14 protein-coding genes are annotated in these 17,708 nt (G+C 43.4%); all 14 read right to left on the reverse strand.

The features are described from left to right. Positions 1-50 precede the first annotated feature (50 nt). Positions 51-4,817, reverse strand: coding sequence for an N-6 DNA methylase (locus AB5618_RS15895; RefSeq protein ID WP_368366912.1), 4,767 nt, complete (start codon positions 4,815-4,817; stop codon positions 51-53). A gap of 119 nt (positions 4,818-4,936) precedes the next feature. Beyond that, the gene (locus AB5618_RS15900; RefSeq protein WP_081021354.1) at positions 4,937-5,317 is read right to left on the reverse strand and encodes a TnpV protein; all 381 of its coding nucleotides are present in this window, start codon (positions 5,315-5,317) and stop codon (positions 4,937-4,939) included. Between the two features lie 735 nt (positions 5,318-6,052). Continuing rightward, complete coding sequence (locus AB5618_RS15905; RefSeq protein WP_055056107.1) at positions 6,053-6,259, reverse strand: DpnD/PcfM family protein; 207 nt, start codon at positions 6,257-6,259, stop codon at positions 6,053-6,055. A 12-nt stretch (positions 6,260-6,271) separates the two neighbouring features. Further along, a complete protein-coding gene (locus tag AB5618_RS15910) occupies positions 6,272-8,368 on the reverse strand; it encodes an NlpC/P60 family protein (RefSeq protein ID WP_173899975.1) in 2,097 nt (698 codons plus the stop codon). Next, a complete protein-coding gene (locus AB5618_RS15915) occupies positions 8,358-8,819 on the reverse strand; it encodes a hypothetical protein (RefSeq protein WP_161276462.1) in 462 nt (153 codons plus the stop codon). The genes AB5618_RS15910 and AB5618_RS15915 overlap by 11 nt, the downstream gene beginning before the upstream one ends. Before the next feature lie 138 nt (positions 8,820-8,957). Continuing rightward, the gene (locus tag AB5618_RS15920; protein ID WP_330584136.1) at positions 8,958-9,788 is read right to left on the reverse strand and encodes a phosphoadenosine phosphosulfate reductase family protein; all 831 of its coding nucleotides are present in this window, start codon (positions 9,786-9,788) and stop codon (positions 8,958-8,960) included. 60 nt (positions 9,789-9,848) lie between these two features. Beyond that, a complete protein-coding gene (locus tag AB5618_RS15925) occupies positions 9,849-11,189 on the reverse strand; it encodes an LPD25 domain-containing protein (protein ID WP_161276461.1) in 1,341 nt (446 codons plus the stop codon). Between the two features lie 94 nt (positions 11,190-11,283). Beyond that, a complete protein-coding gene (locus tag AB5618_RS15930; RefSeq protein ID WP_044960428.1) occupies positions 11,284-12,321 on the reverse strand; it encodes a macro domain-containing protein in 1,038 nt (345 codons plus the stop codon). A gap of 18 nt (positions 12,322-12,339) precedes the next feature. After that, positions 12,340-12,936 carry a DarT ssDNA thymidine ADP-ribosyltransferase family protein gene (locus AB5618_RS15935; RefSeq protein ID WP_021650169.1) on the reverse strand — a complete coding sequence of 199 codons (597 nt, stop codon included), beginning with the start codon at positions 12,934-12,936 and terminating at the stop codon, positions 12,340-12,342. 134 nt (positions 12,937-13,070) lie between these two features. After that, a complete protein-coding gene (locus AB5618_RS15940; protein ID WP_243148410.1) occupies positions 13,071-13,607 on the reverse strand; it encodes a JAB domain-containing protein in 537 nt (178 codons plus the stop codon). After that, positions 13,576-13,698, reverse strand: coding sequence for a hypothetical protein (locus AB5618_RS15945; RefSeq protein WP_255610470.1), 123 nt, complete (start codon positions 13,696-13,698; stop codon positions 13,576-13,578). The genes AB5618_RS15940 and AB5618_RS15945 overlap by 32 nt, the downstream gene beginning before the upstream one ends. Before the next feature lie 173 nt (positions 13,699-13,871). Beyond that, positions 13,872-16,238, reverse strand: coding sequence for a VirB4-like conjugal transfer ATPase, CD1110 family (locus tag AB5618_RS15950; RefSeq protein WP_161276460.1), 2,367 nt, complete (start codon positions 16,236-16,238; stop codon positions 13,872-13,874). Between the two features lie 130 nt (positions 16,239-16,368). After that, positions 16,369-16,869, reverse strand: a complete 501-nt coding sequence (locus tag AB5618_RS15955; protein WP_055056111.1) for a PrgI family protein — start codon at positions 16,867-16,869, stop codon at positions 16,369-16,371. A 23-nt stretch (positions 16,870-16,892) separates the two neighbouring features. Further along, a complete protein-coding gene (locus AB5618_RS15960; RefSeq protein WP_161276459.1) occupies positions 16,893-17,705 on the reverse strand; it encodes a DUF4313 domain-containing protein in 813 nt (270 codons plus the stop codon). Positions 17,706-17,708 lie beyond the last annotated feature (3 nt).

Genomic DNA, 17,708 nt, shown 5'->3' on the forward strand with positions numbered 1-17,708 from the left:
ATGATAGGACTGTAAGATACTATCCTAATACCTTGCCAAAGGTATATTTATTATGATGCCTTTACGGGCGCACGTTCAATATCAGAGGGTTTCCAGGGGCAGTCGATATGATGTGCCGCCACCATTCTGGTCTGGATATTGGTTCCTACTCCCAGTTTTTCGGTACTTCCTATAATAATCCGTTTCCTTCCGGCTCTGACATCGGAAAACATACGGTCCCTCTGTTCATCTGTTTTTGCATCATGGATAAAACAGATTTCTTCCTCTGGAACACCTCTGGTAATCAGTTCCTGTTTTAAATAATCATAGACGGTAAACGCTTTCCCAGGTCCGGGTGTCCCAATATCCGAAAAAACAATCTGGGTTCCTTTCTGTTCCTGGGACTGTACATATTCCTGGTAAATGTTTTCTACTGCTTTATTCAGTTTGGAATCCGAATCTACCGGAGCATAACTGTCCAAAAGCCGGGGATCTGTACCCAAAAGCCTTGCTTCCCCGGTAATCCGGAGCATATTGTCGTCCTTTGGATCTACCACACCTCTATGGATTGCTTCTGCCCTTTCCACCATTTCCTGCATACGTTCTTTGACATAATCAGAGGCTTCCGATACTACAACCTTATATTTTCCGTCCTTTAATTCTGGCCGCTTAATATCTAGCATATCAGGCAGAATAATGTCTGCTATTTCTTTAAACAGGTGTATCAGTTCCGGCAGATTGATAAACTTATTAAACCTGGTCCGCATCCGGTAACCAGTACCTTCCGGTGCCAGTTCCAAAGAGCTGGTAACTTCCCCAAACACAGAAGCCCATGCATCAAAATGGTAAATCCCCTTTTCGTGAAGCCGCCTTTCCTGCAGATATAACTGCATCACATAAAGTTCCACCATTGAGTTTGACAGAGGGGTTCCCGTTGCCATAATGACGCCCCTTCCCTGATTTTTTTCGTTGATATACTGGATTTTCATACGCATATCCATAGCCCTCTGGGAACCGCTGGAACCCAGACCCGCAACATTGTTCATTTTCGTAAAAATTTCCAAGTTCTTGAACAGGTGCGCTTCGTCTACAAATAAGGCATCTACGCCTGTTTCTTCAAAGTACATCACATCATCTTTGATTTCTTCATTGTTCAGTTCTTCGATTTTCTGCAACAGTTTTTTCTTTCTGCTTTCCATCTGCTTTATGGACCAGTTCTTTCCTGCTTCTTCCCTTGCCTGGTTAATGGCTTCTACCAGTTGCTCTGCCTGTTCTTCTATCATGGCTCTTTGCCGGTCAGGGGAAATGGCAATTCTCTGGAACTGCGTATGTCCGATAATAATACAGTCATAATCCCCTGTTGCCATTCTGGCAATCATGCGCCTGCGGTTTTCCTTCTGAAAATCTTCTTTTCTGGTAATCAGGATCTTCGCATCTGGGTAGGCCCGCAAAAATTCTGCCCCCATCTGGAAGGTCAGGTGGTTGGGAACCGTAAGAAGGGGTTTCGTTGCCAGCCCCAGCCTCCTCATCTCCATACAGATACAGATCATTTCCAGAGATTTACCAGTGCCTACCGTATGGGCAAGCAAGGTGTTCCCTCCACACAGCAATGCCCTTGCTACAGCATTTTTCTGATAAGGACGCAGTTTTAACAAAGGGTTCAGTCCCGGCAGTTTTAAATAAGAGCCATCATAGCTTCGTTGTCTGTCGCAGTTAAAGGTTTCATTGTAAAAATCCACATATTTTTTTCTGCGCTCTGGTTCCTTAAAAATCCAGTCCCGGAAGGCTTCTTTTATCTGCTCCGCCTTATCCCTGGCAAGCATGGTTTCCTTCCGATTAATCACATAACGCACCTTTTCCCCTTCCTGCACCCGGTCCCGTATGGTCACAATCCGGCTGTTTAACAGTTCCTCTATAATGCTGATCGCATCCATAAATCTTGTGCCATAGGTTTCCCTGGTACGAATGGTTCCTCCAAAAAAATTTCCCCTGTCAATATGGTAAGACATATCTGCATCTAAGCGCTCAATCTTGAGGGCATGGCCACTATGAGCGCAATAGTTTCTCTGGTTGCTCTCCGGGATTTCCAAAAGCTCATATATAAACTGTTCGTAATCCTCATTTTCAATCCAGGTTGTTCCCAGTTTTACACTGATCTCAGGCGCTGTCAGTTCTTTTGGCTGTACCTTTTCCAGTGCTTCCACGTTGTCTACAAACAAGGGATTGTTCTGCGCATAAATCCTAGCAGTACGGAGCTTCTGCCGCACATTTCCGCTTAAATACTCATCTGCGGTTTCCCACCCTGCATTGGGATCTTCTTCTTTTGCCAGTACCGGGTTCTGGTAGATTAACCCTTTTAATTCCTGGAGCATTTCTTTCCTGTTTCCCAGATAAAGAGAGAGCATATAGGGAATATCCACCCGGTTATATTCTGACAGACTGATATGCAATGCTTCCTGGGCATTTTCCACTTTGTCTATCACATCTCTGGGGCGTATGGTCCTTTTGTAAAAAATATCGGCTTTGGTTACGTTTTTGTCCTCATCAACCACTTCCAGGGAAGATAGCAGGGGGTAATCATTGTCCTGCCGGAACGCCATTTTATTTGTCCGGTCACAGAAATATCCATGCGTTTTCACAAAGGCATCATACAAACGGTTTAACTGTTCCTGTGCCTTTTTCAGTTCCTGGTCAGAACAATTTTCCTGCTGTATCTGTAAAATTTCACGCACCAGAAGGCGGATTTTATGCATGGCACGTATCCGGCGCTTCACACTTTCCTTTGCCTGACTCCGGTATAAAGACTCCCCTTCCCGGTAATATACTTCGTCCTGTATCACCGTAAACGTATAATTAGGTATCTTTGGGGAAGCAGCTAAGACGTCCTGCTCTTCCTTCTTTTTTTCTGCTATGCTTTCTTCATAACAGTTTTTAGGAAGCTCTCCAACTGCGTCCAAAATTCTTTTTTCCAGGTCAAAGTCTTCCGCTTCATTGACCAGGGCTGTATATTTGGAATCTTTCCCGAAAAACTGTTCAAACCAGACCATTTTCCCAAGCATCATTTCCGGGTGTTCCAGATAATACTCATTTACCGGTACCATGTCTTCCGTAAGCCCTGTATAAGTCCAGATTGGCTCCCCAATCGAAGGCTCTGCTTTTTTCTGAAAAAACAAAAGGTCACTGGTAACTGCGGTATTGGCGCTCTTTCCAAAAGAATCTGCCGGAAGCCGGACTGCCCCTAAAAGGTCTGCCTGTTCTGCCAAATTTTTTCTCACAGCGCTGTCATTTTTATCCAACGTCCCTTTTGAAGTTACCACTGCCAAAATGCCTCCTGGCCGAAGGAGGTCCATGCTTTTCCGGATAAAATAATCATGGACTTTCAACTTCATCTTTTTATATCGGGGATCATACAAACGGAAATCCCCAAAAGGCACGTTTCCTACAATTACATCAAAGCTGTTATCCTCAAATTCCGTTTTTTCAAATCCTTTAATCTGGATACTGGCTGAAGGGTGGAGCTTTTGTGCAATCCTTCCGCTTATGGCATCAATCTCCACGCCATAAAGCTGGGATTTTTGCATACTTTCCGGAAGACCATGAAAAAAGTTTCCAATCCCCATAGCCGGTTCCAGAATTTTTCCCTTCTGGAATCCAAACTGCTCCAGGGCTTTATAAACACCCCGCACGACTTCCGGCGGCGTATAAAAAGAACTGTTGACACTGGCCCTTGCCTGGGCGTATTCTTCTGCGGTCAACAGTTCCTTCAATTCCTGATATTCTTTTTTCCACTCCGGGCGTTTACTGTTAAAAGCATTTGGCAGCCCGCCCCACCCTACATACCCCGCAAGAATTTCCTGTTCTTCTTTTGTGGCATTTCTCTCTTCCTGCTCCAGTGTTTTTAAGATACGGATTGCCCGGATATTTTTCTGATACCGGCTTTTATCCCCACCGGTAAACTGCAACCACCCTTCTGGGTAATAATAATCTCCGGCTTCTTCCTTGCCTTCTGTCTGGACAGAGGTTCTTCCTTCCTGCCAAAGCTCTTCCTTTTTAAGAATTTCGCTATATTCTTCCCATAATGCCGGAAACCAGGGAAGCAGACGGTACATATTCTCCTGCTGCTCTAAGGTTTCTGAATCTTCGGTATAGGCAATCTGGTCCTCCTCTGCCAGATATGCAGTAAGCCCGCCAAACTGATCCCAGGAAAGTTCCTGCAGAAAATCTTGGCTTTCCGGCAGGGTGATCTTAATCCCATTTTCCTGAATACAAAGCTCATAGCTTCCATGTTCTGTCCGCACCAGATAATAAGGCTGGCCTTCCGGTACTTCCCGAAGCAAAAGCATCTTCAAAAAATGGTCTTTTTCTTCCGGTAGCTGATTGGTCGTATAGACCAGACAGAGCATTTTCTTTAAAATATCCGCCTGGATATTCTGTTTATAAAAGGCTATGCCAATCTCTTCTAATGGGATTGGTTCCTTTTCCTCAATCACTTCCTGCACTTTCTCTGGCTGTAAGGTTTCTTCCTCTGTTTCTTCCCCATTTTCTAAGGCTTCCTCCGATACAGATAACAAAGGAAGATAGGTCCCTTTTTCAATCCGTTTCCCAATTTCCAAAGAAACTTCGTCCCAGTACCAGAACGCCTCCTTCATGGAAGTTCCCTCACTCCAAAGGATATAAAAACCACTGGAACCGCTTTCTGCGGTCAGGATACCGTCTTTTGTATGGGCTTCTCTTTTTACATCTCCATACAATTCATAAAGATAAGCTTCCCGGTCTGTTTCCTCTGGATTGTTCCGGTAAAACTCATAAATTTTATATGGTATCTCCTGCTCCGTCATTTCCAGAAGAATTTTCTCTTTCTGCCAGTTTTCCGGCTGTGCAGGTTCTATCTCCCCAGACAGAAAAGGAACCGCCGAAGCAGTTCCTTTCTCTGTATCCTCTTCTGTTTTTTCCTGTTTTATCCGATCCTGAGCTGAATGATCTCCTCCATAACCTGTTTCTGTGCTTCCATATCCGCCTGTATCCGAAGGTTGGTCATTTCCAACGTGTTGTAAGGGTCTATCCTGTCCTCCCTGGTCCAGGTCTTCAGAAAACTTTCTGCCAGTTTCTCGTGGTATTCCTCCGCTTCTGTCTGGATTTTCATAAGCCGCTCCATCAGTTTCCCGGACAGGAGCATCATTTCGTATTGTGCCTGGTCCGTTCTCTTCATTTCCTGTGCTGCGATCCTGCCGTAACGGTTCAGGGACGCCAGCATCTTCTCCTCGCTCATCACGCCCTCTAAGACTGGTATCTGTACGCCATTCATTTCCCTGTACTGGATTCCTGCGATTCCTTCCATAATACTGCCTCCTTTCAAGGTCTATGTTCTTCATGGTCCTTGCAATCTGTAACACAATCCGCCCAGATAAATGGGATACTAACCGTCCTGTCCGGTACAGAACCTCCTCATTCTCTGAAAAACCGCAGATAAAAGAAAAATCCAGGGTGTCATCTCGGATACCGCAGCGGCTTTTCACCGCATAACAGACACTGTTTACAAGAAACTCTGTAATCTGGTTTTCTTTTACCTCCTGTCCCTCTCCGATAAGGACAGCCAGCTTCTGCAAGGATTTTAAAATTTCATCTTCCTCTTCTATCATAAACCAAACATTTGTTCTTGTAAAGGCGTCTAAAGAATTTTTAAACTTTTTTTCCTGTTCGTAGATTTCCGGGAACAGCTCCCTTGCCAGCAGTCTGCGGTTTGTCCCATTCACCTGCCAGTTCCAGGGCCGGATTCCCTGTCCCTTTACATCTTGAATATCATAAACATGGGTAACTCCTTCCCCGAAAATTTTGGAAGGAAATACTGCAATTCCTTTACTTCCTCTGGCAACCGGCAAATCCATTTCCAGCCAGGCATCATATCCTGCAAGAACGGACGCATCTGGGCGCTGGGCATATACCATACAGGTATTTAAGAAGTCCAACTGATACAAACGCCCCATGCAGGAAAGGAAATTTTTCCAGGAATCCTCCGACTCTGAAATCCAGTGTATGGTTTCCTCATACAGTTCCCGTACTTTTGTGATATGCTTCATCTGCTGTTCCTTCTTTCTTTTACAGGTACCAGTTCTTTTGCAGAAATATCACGATAGGAAAAATCATCTGCCCCCAGCACGATTTTTTCTGCATAATAATCTGCTTCTGCTTTTGCAGTTGCCTCCAGTTCATTCCTGCCCCGGTATCTTACTTTTTTCTCCAGGACTTCTGTTATGGTCACTTCATATTCTTTTTCGTCCATGCTTCTCCTTTCTTACTGCAAGCGGCTGGGTCTTCCATACAGCCCAATGTTCGACGGATTGAACGGGTCATTCACTACTCCACGTCTGCTGTTGGCTGCATGTACCATTCTGCCATTACCAACATAAATTGCCACATGGGAAATATTGCGGAACTGCCCATTCTGCTCATAAGAGTAAAAAATCAGATCTCCCGGCTCCAGTTCGCCTTCTGTAACTTCCAACCCATGTGTTACCATAAATTCTCCCTGAGTAGAGGCAATCGCCGGAAGGGAAATGCCTACCTCCTGATACAACCGCTGTACCAGGGAACTGCAATCATAATATCCTTCCTCATACCGGTGTTCCTGACTGTATTTGCAGCCTACCTTCGTCAGTGCCAGATTTGCAACGTCACTTCCTACGCCAAAGGAAGGGATCTCATTTCTAAATTCCTCACTCATGACTTCCCTTAACAGTTCTTCTTCTTTTTCTGTCAGCTTTCCAAGTGCAATATAGTCCTCATAATTCAGGTTCTTGACGTAGCAGCCCTTCTTTGTTACCGTAATCTCATTTTCGTCCCCATCTGCCAGAAACGCTTCAAAAGTCTGATGTCCCCAAGCAGACGCAGTTGCATGATCTGCACAGAAAACATCAAATTGTACTCCATACCGGTCAAATGCCCCGGTATCTTCTACGGTATATTCAATCCCGTTCATAATGATCCTGGTTCCCATAGGGACAAAGGGATTTTGTGCATCTACTGCAAGGGTATGGTCCGGTTTTGGCATGACACCGGAGGCTGTCGGTCCTCCTGCCCACTGCCCACAACAGATACTGCACTGGCAATAGCCGCTGGTTACAACATTTCCCAGACTTTCCCCTGCCTTTATGGTGGTGGTTATGGTCGTGTTTTCAAAACTGTTCATTTCATCAAAGATTTCCTTCAGCTTGTCCTTATGCCGCTGATCCATATCCACACCTATATCCCCGGTTCCATACTTCACCATATAAACCATTAAAGTATCATAATAATTACTCACATAATTTCCGTTTTTCTCATGGAGATAGGTAACTGCCCCATCTTCCCCATTTTGTCCAAGTTTTGTATTAAAGTCCATGTAGTAACCGCTTAAAACTTCCCGGACGGTAGGGTTCTCCTCAGACGGATTGGGCATGAACGCACCAAGTGGCGAACAGTATAAAAGGAAAAAGATAATCACCACAGGGATTGCCACCACAAGCAGAATACTGAACAGCGGAGCTAAAAGCGCCCCGGCAAACTGGACCACCTTCAGCATAAATACAGAGGCTTTCATCTTTACAATATCTTTTGCCACCTGTGCCAAACTGTCCTGCTGTCCATTTCCGGTGAGCTTATTGATCATATACTGGATTTTCCTCTGCCGGACTGCCTGCTTTTTCTGTTTCTCCATCTGTTTCTTTTTCACTGCTTTTGTTTCTTTGTAAAACTGCTTATTGGTAATCTTCCCATCAGCCTGTTTTACCTTTAATTCCTGCTCTGCCTTTCTATAGTTCCGGTCCTTCCACAGCTTTTCTGCCGGTTTTGCTGCTGTCCCCATGACATAAAGGGAATCATTAACTTCTTCCCCACCCTCTAACTGGGTCAGTATAGCAGCCTCTCCCCGGCGTACCCCCTTTATGGCAGTCTGCTTCGCCAGGGAAGAGTTTTTTGTCTCTGCCAGCTTTGCAGACTGTTCCCTCCGGTACTGTTCCTTTGCCCGGAAACCAGCAGAGGGCTGGCTGTTTGGTGCTGCCCCCTGTTTCATCTGATCCGTCTGTAAGGTTCCCGGTACAGATACGGTACTTTTGGTCTTTCCATTTTGTTTTCTATCTTCTGCTGCTCCCCGGATTGCTGCCTCTTTCCCGACCTGCTTTTTCTTTTCCTTTTGTTTTTCAAACAGCGCTTCTCTGCCCTGCTCCGGCTGTTTCCCTTTTTCTGCCCTTTCTTTTTTCTTTCTCTGCCCTAAAAGATCGGCCACCGGCTTAGAAGTAAAAGCAGCTTTCTTTTCCTTTGCAGATAAAATAGGATTTTTCTTATGCACCGTCACCTGGGCTTCTTTTTTTAATTTCAGCTCCGGCTCTTTTTCTTTTTTTACCTTAATCTCCAAAGCAGTCCCCCTCTCCGGGGTTTAATTCTTCTGCCTGATACCAGAGTGCCTGAAACAGATACCCCTGTTCCTTTTCTCTGGGTGGTGGTCCGTACTCCTTTTCCAATTCCTGAAAGGCTTCCATAAGGTTTCCGGAAAATTCCTGGTAATCATCTTCCGTCAGGATATACTTTTCGCTGAACAGTACCTGCTCCAATTCCCCCGCCTCTACTAAATGGTCAATGTCCTCCGGGGAAAGTGGCGGTCCCAGTCTGTCATAAGTCTTTTCTTTCAGGTAGGAAAACTGGTAAAGTTCCGTCTGCTGCGGTAAAATCTTCTCTTTACTGCCATCAAAGAGCAAAAAAATAGCTTCCGCTTTTAAGAAAACGGAAACCTCAGCCTGCTCACCATATTTTAGTGCCTGCCCCTTAGAAGAAAACTCCAGCCAATCCGGAATACGGATTTCCAGCATCCAGGCTTCATACTGCAGCCCAAAAGATAATTGATATTTTGCGATAATTCCTCCTCCCTTCCACTACAAATAATCATAATAAATCTCATTGGTATCTTCATGAAAGGACAATTCATACTGTCCGGGGATACCAGGGTCTTACATCCACCAACGGAAAAAAGCATCTACATTTCCCCAAATCCTGGAATCACACTGCCTCCCTGCCTTTTTTCTAAGGTCCAGCATTTTTGCAAAAGCGTGCCGGTATGCCCGTTCATAAGTGGGAAATATCTGAAACTCCCGATACCGCTGTTTTCCCGCCATAGGGCAGCCAATACAGCCCACCCGGTAAAATCCCATTTCATAAAGCGGGTTCATGGGGATTTTTTCAGACCGGATATATTCCCAGACGTCCTGATCACTCCAGTCAATAACAGGATTGCATACATGCTTGCTCCTTGAAAAGCAGGCTTCAAAGAGCCGCCTGGTATCGTCATTGTCATTATTCAAAATGACTGCTCTTGCTTTTCCGTTTGGGACAAAGTTTTCATAAATCCCCCTGCTGTTTCTCCGCTTCCGGCTTTCTGCCCACCGGACACCTGTAAGAATAAAGCGCCCCGTTCCCCCACTCTCTTTTAAAATCTCACAACAATAACGTACCGTCCTGGTTGGCGGTATCATTTTCATGGGAATCAGGCTCCACATGCTTATCCGCTGCCCCTTATAATAAGGTTTGTTGATACTACAAGGAATCCCCGCCTGTTCTGCTTTCTGGAACTGCTCCCTTACATAATAAACCGTTTGTGGGGCATCTGCGGTAGTCAGGTTGTGCATCGGTTCAAATGGCACACCGGACCGCCGCACCAGTTCCCTGCATACTGCACTGTCTTTTCCTCCACTATCCGTCACGACCAAAGGAAGCCCATAGTGCTGCAAGGACATCTGGCTGGCAGTGCGGATACGTTCTATCGCTGTTTTTTCTAAATCCAATTCTGTTTCAGGAGGGAAGATATCTTTTACATGGCCAAAACTCCGCCTCCTTTCCTAATGTTATCTGCCGCCTCTTTTTGGCGGCTCATATCCATTTGCGACATACGCTTCTACGGTCATACCGTATGACTCTGCTTCCTGTCGTATTTCCTCCATAACCTGTTCCCTGTATGATTTGTCCGGACAGGCAGTTGCAAAATCCCGGATATCCGGCATACAAGGCAGCTCCTTCCCTGTATTTAGTGCAATCCTGCTTTCCCGGACATAAGCAAGTATGGCTTCCTGATATGCCTTTCGTGATGCGTCCCCCTGCGTCAGCAAAGGGACTTTCTTTTCTATTTCCTGTTCTTCCAGAACCGCTGTTTCCAGTTTTTCCAGGTTGCAGAAATACTGAAGGGAAGGAAGCATCTCCTCCAGTACCCATTTCATTTGCTGTTGTTCATGTTCCCATTCTTCTGTTGTCCTGGCGGTCTGTTTCATAAGCTGCTGCCCTTCTTCTGTATGGAGATAATAATCTGCAAATGCTTTTACATGATCCAGCAAATTTCCTTCCCCGTCACCAAAATCCTGGCGCCCGGTATAAGACATGACTTCCCCCTCTGAGAGAAAACAGATTTCAAAATGTGTTTTGTAATAACCTGCCATGTCTTTCTCTTCCACTGACTGCCGATCCAGCTTTCCGAACAATTCTACCGCTTGATTTAATGGCATGGCTTCTTCCAATGGAATGTCCGGGTGTTCACTGATCCGCACATACACAAAGGGTTTCAAATCCACAGGCGGAATAAGTTTTACCTGCTCCAGTGTTGTCTTTAGCTTGTCTGCCTGTTCTTTCAGCTCTGGTTTTTGCTCAAATATCTTGCTTCCCAGCCACCTGATGTATTCCTCTTTTCCGTCTTGACATAAGGCTTTCCATATAATAGCTTCCTTATGTTCTGCTTCTTTCGGATAAAAGGTATGGTAAAAATCAGGATCAAGATTTTTTTCCAGTTTTATCATTTCATCTGCAAAATCAGCAGCGTCCATGCTCTTTTTTGTTAAAATCCCTTTGGTATCCACGACTTTTGTTTCTGGAAGATAAGCACTCAGTTCCCTGGCAGCCCTTAAAAGCTCAGGGTATTCCTTGAAACCATAGACTTCCCCTAAAAAATCCACATCTAACTTGCCGCCGGAAACCAGTGGAAAGTCCAATGGAATACCATCTTCCTCCTCCACATGAAGCCCAATCCCTTTTCCTGCATTCAGCCTTTCAGAAGGAATACTCTGATAATACTTTACTGCTTCTTCTGCACTTTGAATATCCTCCCTGTATTCTCCATAACGGTTAAATTCCATACATTCTGCCACATAATACGTTGCCAAACGTCCGGTGGCATTCTCGCCCATCTCACCTTTTTCCACGTAGCAATACCTCCTTTTCACGCACAAAAAAAGCACTACCGTTTTTAGCGATAATGCTCTTTGTGTTACTTCTTATTTTCTTTTCTACTGTTCTTTATCTGTAAGAAAGATACTCTGAAATGCAATAGCTTCCTGTAATATCCCGTTCTATCACACCGGTCTGCTCTAAGCATTCCATATATTTCTTTATTTCATCTTCTGAAAAGCGGGCTGCCTTATCCTCTGACCACTGTTTAAATTCAGATACAATCTGGCTGGCATCAATCCTTGAAAAAGTCTGGACTAAATAAGTTACCGTTGCAAGTCCTTCCAATTCATGATCACTTTCTATCTCATTCACATAAGCAACCGCTTTTTCGATTGCAGGCATAAGACGGTTTAATAACTTTGTTGTTTTTTCACTACAGATTACCTGGTAAGCTAACTGATACGTTGATTCAGTATCTTTTAAGCCATAAAAACTCTGATACTCTCCGATATTTCTACTAACTATATCAATGGAGTGAGCATAGGGACCATATTTATACTTCTGAAACGAAAAATATGGTTCTTCCAGATACAAATTCATAAAATATGCGGCTTTTTGCAGACGAAGTTTTGTACAACGGTTCAGCCCCATTTTTATTTTCATCAGAACTAAACTGGCTGCTGTAAGTTTAGGCGCAACCGCTGCCTTCTGTACATAATTTCTCTGTGGCTCATAAATCAAAAATGTAAAATTATCAGCGATTGGTTCTAATTTCTTTTGTATCAGTTCTTTTACTGTCTGCCAATCCAAACCACCATTTCCACACCCCAGTGGTGGAATGGCTACTGATTTCACATGCAATCCCGGAAGTCGTTCTACCAAAACGTCTAACGCTGTTTCTATATAACTTATTTTAGAATTTTCACGCCATTTATCTTTCGTTGGAAAGTTTACAATCGTAATACCATTCTCTACAAATGTATGGATTGTTCCAACATGCAGTGTTTTATCTTTGCAGGCTTTTATATAGGATTTATTATTTTCTGGAAATTTCAGCTTGAACTGATACGCAACTCCCTTTCCCATGTAGCCCTCACAGTTGACTGTATTAACTAAACACTCTGCACCAGACTGAAACATATCTCCAGTTGTGTATTTAATCAACACAACCACCTCCTCTCGTTACTCAAACCATTGGGGCATCACCGTAATAAATGGCGGTGGAAAGATAACACCTTTCTGTTTGAGCATATCTGCTACTTTGTTTTCAGTTTCTTTCGATGAAACATAGATACACTGGAAAGCATCAACTGGAATGACCAATGGACTCAGGCATTCCGCCATCTTTATCTGTCTGGCGTCCTCGTCATTCTGCCCTACTCTGGTAAGGATATCCCAGTCAATCATTTCAAAGCCTTCGTCATAATTGTATAGCTGACACTCTTCCAATGCCAATGGGTGCTTAGGTAAAATGCGGAAATTATTGCGTCTTGCCAAAATTCTGGTAATACAAATATAAATCATTTCTTCGCCCACATGCGTTTTTTTCACAGCCACATCAAAAGCTGAATATGGGTGAAAATGAAATGGAATATATCCGTCCAGTCCTAAAACTTCTCTCTTACGTATAATTTCCGGATCTGCAACATCTCCAAACGTTACTGTATTCTCCCTTAAAATCTTTCTTGGCACAAGTCCAAAGTCAATGATCGATTCCAGGTTTTTTAACTCTGTTAAATGATATAGAAGTTTCCCTTCTTTCGCATCTTTTAATCCCATTGTTCTCCTCCTAGTATAACACACTTTAAACTTTAATCACAGAGCTTTTGTATGTTCCGTCAATGTGTTTGTTTCCATAAACAAATTTTCCTTTGTACCCATTATATGGTTCCAGTATTGATACGTCAATCCCATTAACGTGCCTTCTCTTTCTCACTTTTTGCATAAGGAAGAGATTGCTCTGCTGCTACTTCTTCCATTTGAAAGTATTCTGGCAGTATATTTTCTTCCCGGAAACTAAAATACCGGTTCTCAGCCACCACGATATGATCCAGCACCTCAATCCCCATAAGATTGCCTGCTTCTGCCAATCGCTTTGTCACTTCTATATCATGCCGGCTTGGTTCTGGATCACCGGAAGGGTGGTTATGTGCCAAAATGATATTGCTGGCATTAGATAAAATCGCAGATTTGAATACTTCTCTTGGGTGGACCAGTACACTATTTAGCGTTCCCATACCTACCACGTTAACGTTAATGACCTGGCTTTTTGTCCGAAGGTTCAAAATACAGAACATTTCCCGGTCACAATCTTTTAAAAAATCCTGAAAGAGTTCTGCCACATCACAGGAATTTTTTAATTTTTTACTACTGTATAGAGGAGGTTCTTCCACCAGGCGTATACTTACCACATCTATTTTATGTGTCTTCTCCATGTTCTTCCTTTCCAAAACAAATCTCCAGCATAATTCCCTCCGGCAGATTTTTTAAAAGTCTTTCCAACTGTTCTAAATTCATTTCTATTTGATATGTTTCGGCCATTCTGCCACCTTTCCCATGATATACAAAAAGAGTGCCTGATAAAACACTGCACTCTTTTTGTACTATCCTTTTTCTACTTTACCGACTTATAATTTTGCTGTTGCCCAATTCTTTTTCTCGTCTGTCATACCTTTTCCTTTACAGATAAAAGAAAACGTTCCTTTCAATTTACATTACTCCTGCTTTGTCTGCAACGCCTTTTCGTGAAGGTTGGTATTGAAAAGCGCATACAGCGGATTATCTTCTTTTTCCATACGGTTATCAAATGGAATACAGGTATTTCCATACTTAATGATCCCCGTACCGGAAGGAGAATTATCTACATATTTTAGCTGTGCTTCTGGAATTCCTGCTGCAGTGGATAATTCCTGACTGTCTACATTGGACTGCTTTAACAGGGCAATAAATTCACTGTTTCCCAGCATGGTCATTGCTGTATAATTCTGCAGCATATCAACTAAATTTTGGGTGATTCCAGTGCATAATCCGCCTTGTTTCCTCACTTTTTTCCAGAGGCTGAACAAAAATTTCGCACTATATTCCCGGTCAAGAACGGTATGGAACTCATCTATATAAAGCCAGGTTGCCCTTCCTTTCTTTGCGTTTTCTGCAATCCGGGCACTGATATTTTCCAACATGACCAGAGTGGAAATGGCTCCCAGCTCTTTCCCCAGATCCCTTGTACCATAAACAATGAACCTTGCCTGTACATTCACATTGGTATGGTTATTGAAAATATTTAAAGAGCCATTTACAAACAGCTCTAACGATAAGGCAATATCCTTTGCCTCTTCCTCCGGCTGCTCCAACAGTAGCTCATAAAATTCTGACATGGTAGGGATATGCTTTTCCCTTGCCTTTGCAATGTCAATATACAGCTTTCGTACACAACGGTCTATAATGGATTTATGGCGGCTGTTTAGATTATCCCCGTAACACTGTTCACACAGCCCCAGCATAAATTCCCCTTTATCCCGGATATATCCCTGGGAATCGTTTAAATCCAGCGCCCAGACGTCCATCTCCAAAGGATTGATGTAATTCTTTGTATAGGTAGACAGGTTAATGATTGCCGCCTGGTTTCCCAGGGCTTCTGCAATATCAAAATATTCCAGTGTCGGGTCGATACAGATAATATCATCATCTGTTCCTAAGAACACCTGCAGCATTTCCGACTTACTGAAATAGGATTTTCCGGAGCCGGGAACACCGAATACCATTCCATTCCCATTCGCCAGTTTTTTCCGGTTTCCAATGCAAAGGTTATGAGAAACCTGGTTAATGCCATAGCAGACGCCGGATTTTTCGTTTAATTCCTGTACATTAAAGGGAAGAAGGGCTGCAATGTCCCTGGTAAGCATGGTCCGCATTGTGCTGATCTGCCGGTTTCCCACTGGAAGTATGGTATTCATAGCTTCCCTCTGCTGATAATAGTGGGTTTCAATCTGGCACATGCGTCCATTGCCGATATTTTTAATGGTTTCGGTTACACTGTCTAACTCCTTCTTGTCCTCTGCCATGATTAGGAAATTAACCCCTGTATAAAACAGGTTCTGGTCATTTTCCCGCACGTCGTCCATAAGATTTACAATCTTCTCCTTCTGGACTTTCTTGATATGGGAAATGTCACTGGAAAAGTCGTTATTTTTATTACGGACTCTCTGCTGCTTTAAAATATCATTTTCAATGCCCAGATATTTCTTCTGAAGAACCTTATTTGCCAGCTCTTTTGGTACTGGTACAATACAGATTGTAGTGATGCTATGAACCGGAAGGCTGGTAATCTCATTTAAAAAGGTATCCGATAAAGAAGACGGATATTTTTTAATGAATAATGCCCTGCATTTTTTCCGTTCCGTTTCAAAATAACCTGGGTAAAACTGCATATACCCTGGTGAAATATCATTTTTAGGATCACCGCCCTTTTTTAACGCCTGTCTGAAATCAAAGGAGAATTGTTCTTCTTCCCCTATACGGTAAAAATTGAAAAGTACCCGCAGCCGCTCTTCTGCATTTAATTCTTCAATGCAGGAACCAAGTTCTCCAAAGTTCTGTTTTAAGGTAGCTTCAAAAGTGGCAAAAAATGCTTTTGCCTGTTCGTAGGATTTCCGTTCTACACATACAGTCAGCAGTTTTTCCTGCTCAATCCCCTGCCTTCCATCTACAATGCGCTTTTCAATAATCTGGTTATAACTTCCACGCAGCCAGTTAAAACCATCTCCTTTTTCCTGGAAAAGTACATGCTCCCGGAAATCCTGCATATTTTTATTCCGATTAAAAATGGTAATAAGAAAATATACATCAATGGCATTTACCGTCTTACAATACTGCTTTAAAATCCGCATCTGTTCTTCTGCACCTGCGGTTACATAGTTAATATCCAAAAAACGATATGTCTTGGAATATATCCCCTTCCCTACTTCAAAAATGCCATTTTCTGCAATTCTCCCAATCCCCATGACTTCCTGAAGATATTTCGGGGATTTTACTGCTTTATCTGCTTTTTTTAACTGGTCAAACTTATCTGAAAAAATTGACAATCTCTAATTTCCTCCTTTCAGGCAGATGGGACCACAAACACAGCAGCTTCCATCTGCCGCTACATGTCTGTGTATCCCTCTCCTGAAATGGAGAGCAGGCGCTATTTCACGCCTTGATTGAATATTCTGGTCAACGGTACATCTTATACCACACCGCTGCTGCCGCACCAAGTACAATCATCACTACCGTTACGATCCCCATACGGATTGCCTTCTTTTTCACCACGTTGACATCACCACCTTTCTTCTCTTTTTTCTGTTCCTTTTTCCTTTGCTGTACTTCCCGTTCTTCTTCCTGACGGGTTTCCATATAAATCTGTTTCAGTTCCTGCACCGATTCCGTAGAGCCATACACCAAAGGGCGGTTAAAAAAGGAAAAATAAATCATCTTCCCTGCAAACTGCCAGAATGTCAGCCCATGATAGTTATAAAACCCAGTCAGTGCCAGAGGTACAACAAAAGGGGTTGCCACATAACAGCTCAAAGTAATCCCGATTTTTTCATACAAAAGCAGGACAATCCCAGTTCCTACGCCCAATGCCAATGCCGAAAACAAAAACTGTTTTGCTGTAAGTCCTAGAACCAGGGATTCTTTATAATGCTGTAGGTCCTCACTTAATTCAATCTCCATACATAACCTCCTGTATCTGTTTTTTATCTGCTCTGTCTTCGCTCTTCCTGCATGGTTTTCTGTAATCCATGTTGATTGCAAAAGGCGGCAACCCCAGCCTGGTCAAACTTACGCAGCTCCTCCAGATGAAATTTCACCACCGCGTACTGCTCCATACCGGATTGTGCCTTCCAGGGAAGCAAAGTTCCCAGTCCATGCTCCTGAATAAATTGGATATTTTCCTTACTAAAATCACCGCTGATACAGGCAGTTCCAGGTTCCAGGCAATATCCGGGAAGGTTTACGGTCAAATCTGAAAACGGTTCCCACGCCCCATCTTCCTTACTATACAGTTCCACATAAAGGTTCTGGTTCATTGCGTAATAATCTACCCGCAATGCCAGTTCTTCGGTTCCATACGCCCATTGAAAATCTGCTGTTTTGATTTCCTTTTGAAATTCTGGATTTTTTACTTCTCCCCGTTCCTGGTATGCCTGCTCATAGGCTGCATATCCCTCCGGGTCCAATTTCTTTAAAGTTTCTTCCTGAAATTCAAACAGTGGATATTCCATACAACCAGAACAGCAAATTTCTTCTTTTAACTGTCCAAGCCCGTTTTTTTTGATAAATTCTACGATCTGCTCCAGATCATAGCCTGGGAGCAAAAAGGTCTGGTTCTTTTCCAGCGGAATTCCCATATCTGTGGTCAATTCAAAAAGTTTCCATATCTCTTCCTCTTTTTCCGTAAACACACAAACTTTGATGTTTTTATCAGCCGGATAAGTTGCAACTTCCAGCCAGACCTCATAGATCTCCCCATTGCCAAAATCCAGGCTGAGTTTTTCTTCCTGTTCCATTTA

It is taken from the genome of Ruminococcus sp. J1101004sp1_RTP21198st1_B9_RTP21198_201120 (assembly GCF_040924245.1).
Lineage (GTDB): Bacteria > Bacillota > Clostridia > Lachnospirales > Lachnospiraceae > Blautia_A > Blautia_A faecis.

Bases quoted from the DNA above. Each gene is read 5' to 3' on its own strand.
- AB5618_RS15895 (WP_368366912.1), bottom strand. From the start codon at position 4,817: ATGACGGAGCAGGAGATACCATATAAAATTTATGAGTTTTACCGGAAC.
- AB5618_RS15900 (WP_081021354.1), bottom strand. From the start codon at position 5,317: ATGGAAGGAATCGCAGGAATCCAGTACAGGGAAATGAATGGCGTACAG.
- AB5618_RS15905 (WP_055056107.1), bottom strand. From the start codon at position 6,259: ATGGACGAAAAAGAATATGAAGTGACCATAACAGAAGTCCTGGAGAAA.
- AB5618_RS15915 (WP_161276462.1), bottom strand. From the start codon at position 8,819: ATGCTGGAAATCCGTATTCCGGATTGGCTGGAGTTTTCTTCTAAGGGG.
- AB5618_RS15935 (WP_021650169.1), bottom strand. From the start codon at position 12,936: ATGGGATTAAAAGATGCGAAAGAAGGGAAACTTCTATATCATTTAACA.
- AB5618_RS15945 (WP_255610470.1), bottom strand. From the start codon at position 13,698: ATGGCCGAAACATATCAAATAGAAATGAATTTAGAACAGTTGGAAAGA.
- AB5618_RS15955 (WP_055056111.1), bottom strand. From the start codon at position 16,869: ATGGAGATTGAATTAAGTGAGGACCTACAGCATTATAAAGAATCCCTG.
- AB5618_RS15960 (WP_161276459.1), bottom strand. From the start codon at position 17,705: ATGGAACAGGAAGAAAAACTCAGCCTGGATTTTGGCAATGGGGAGATC.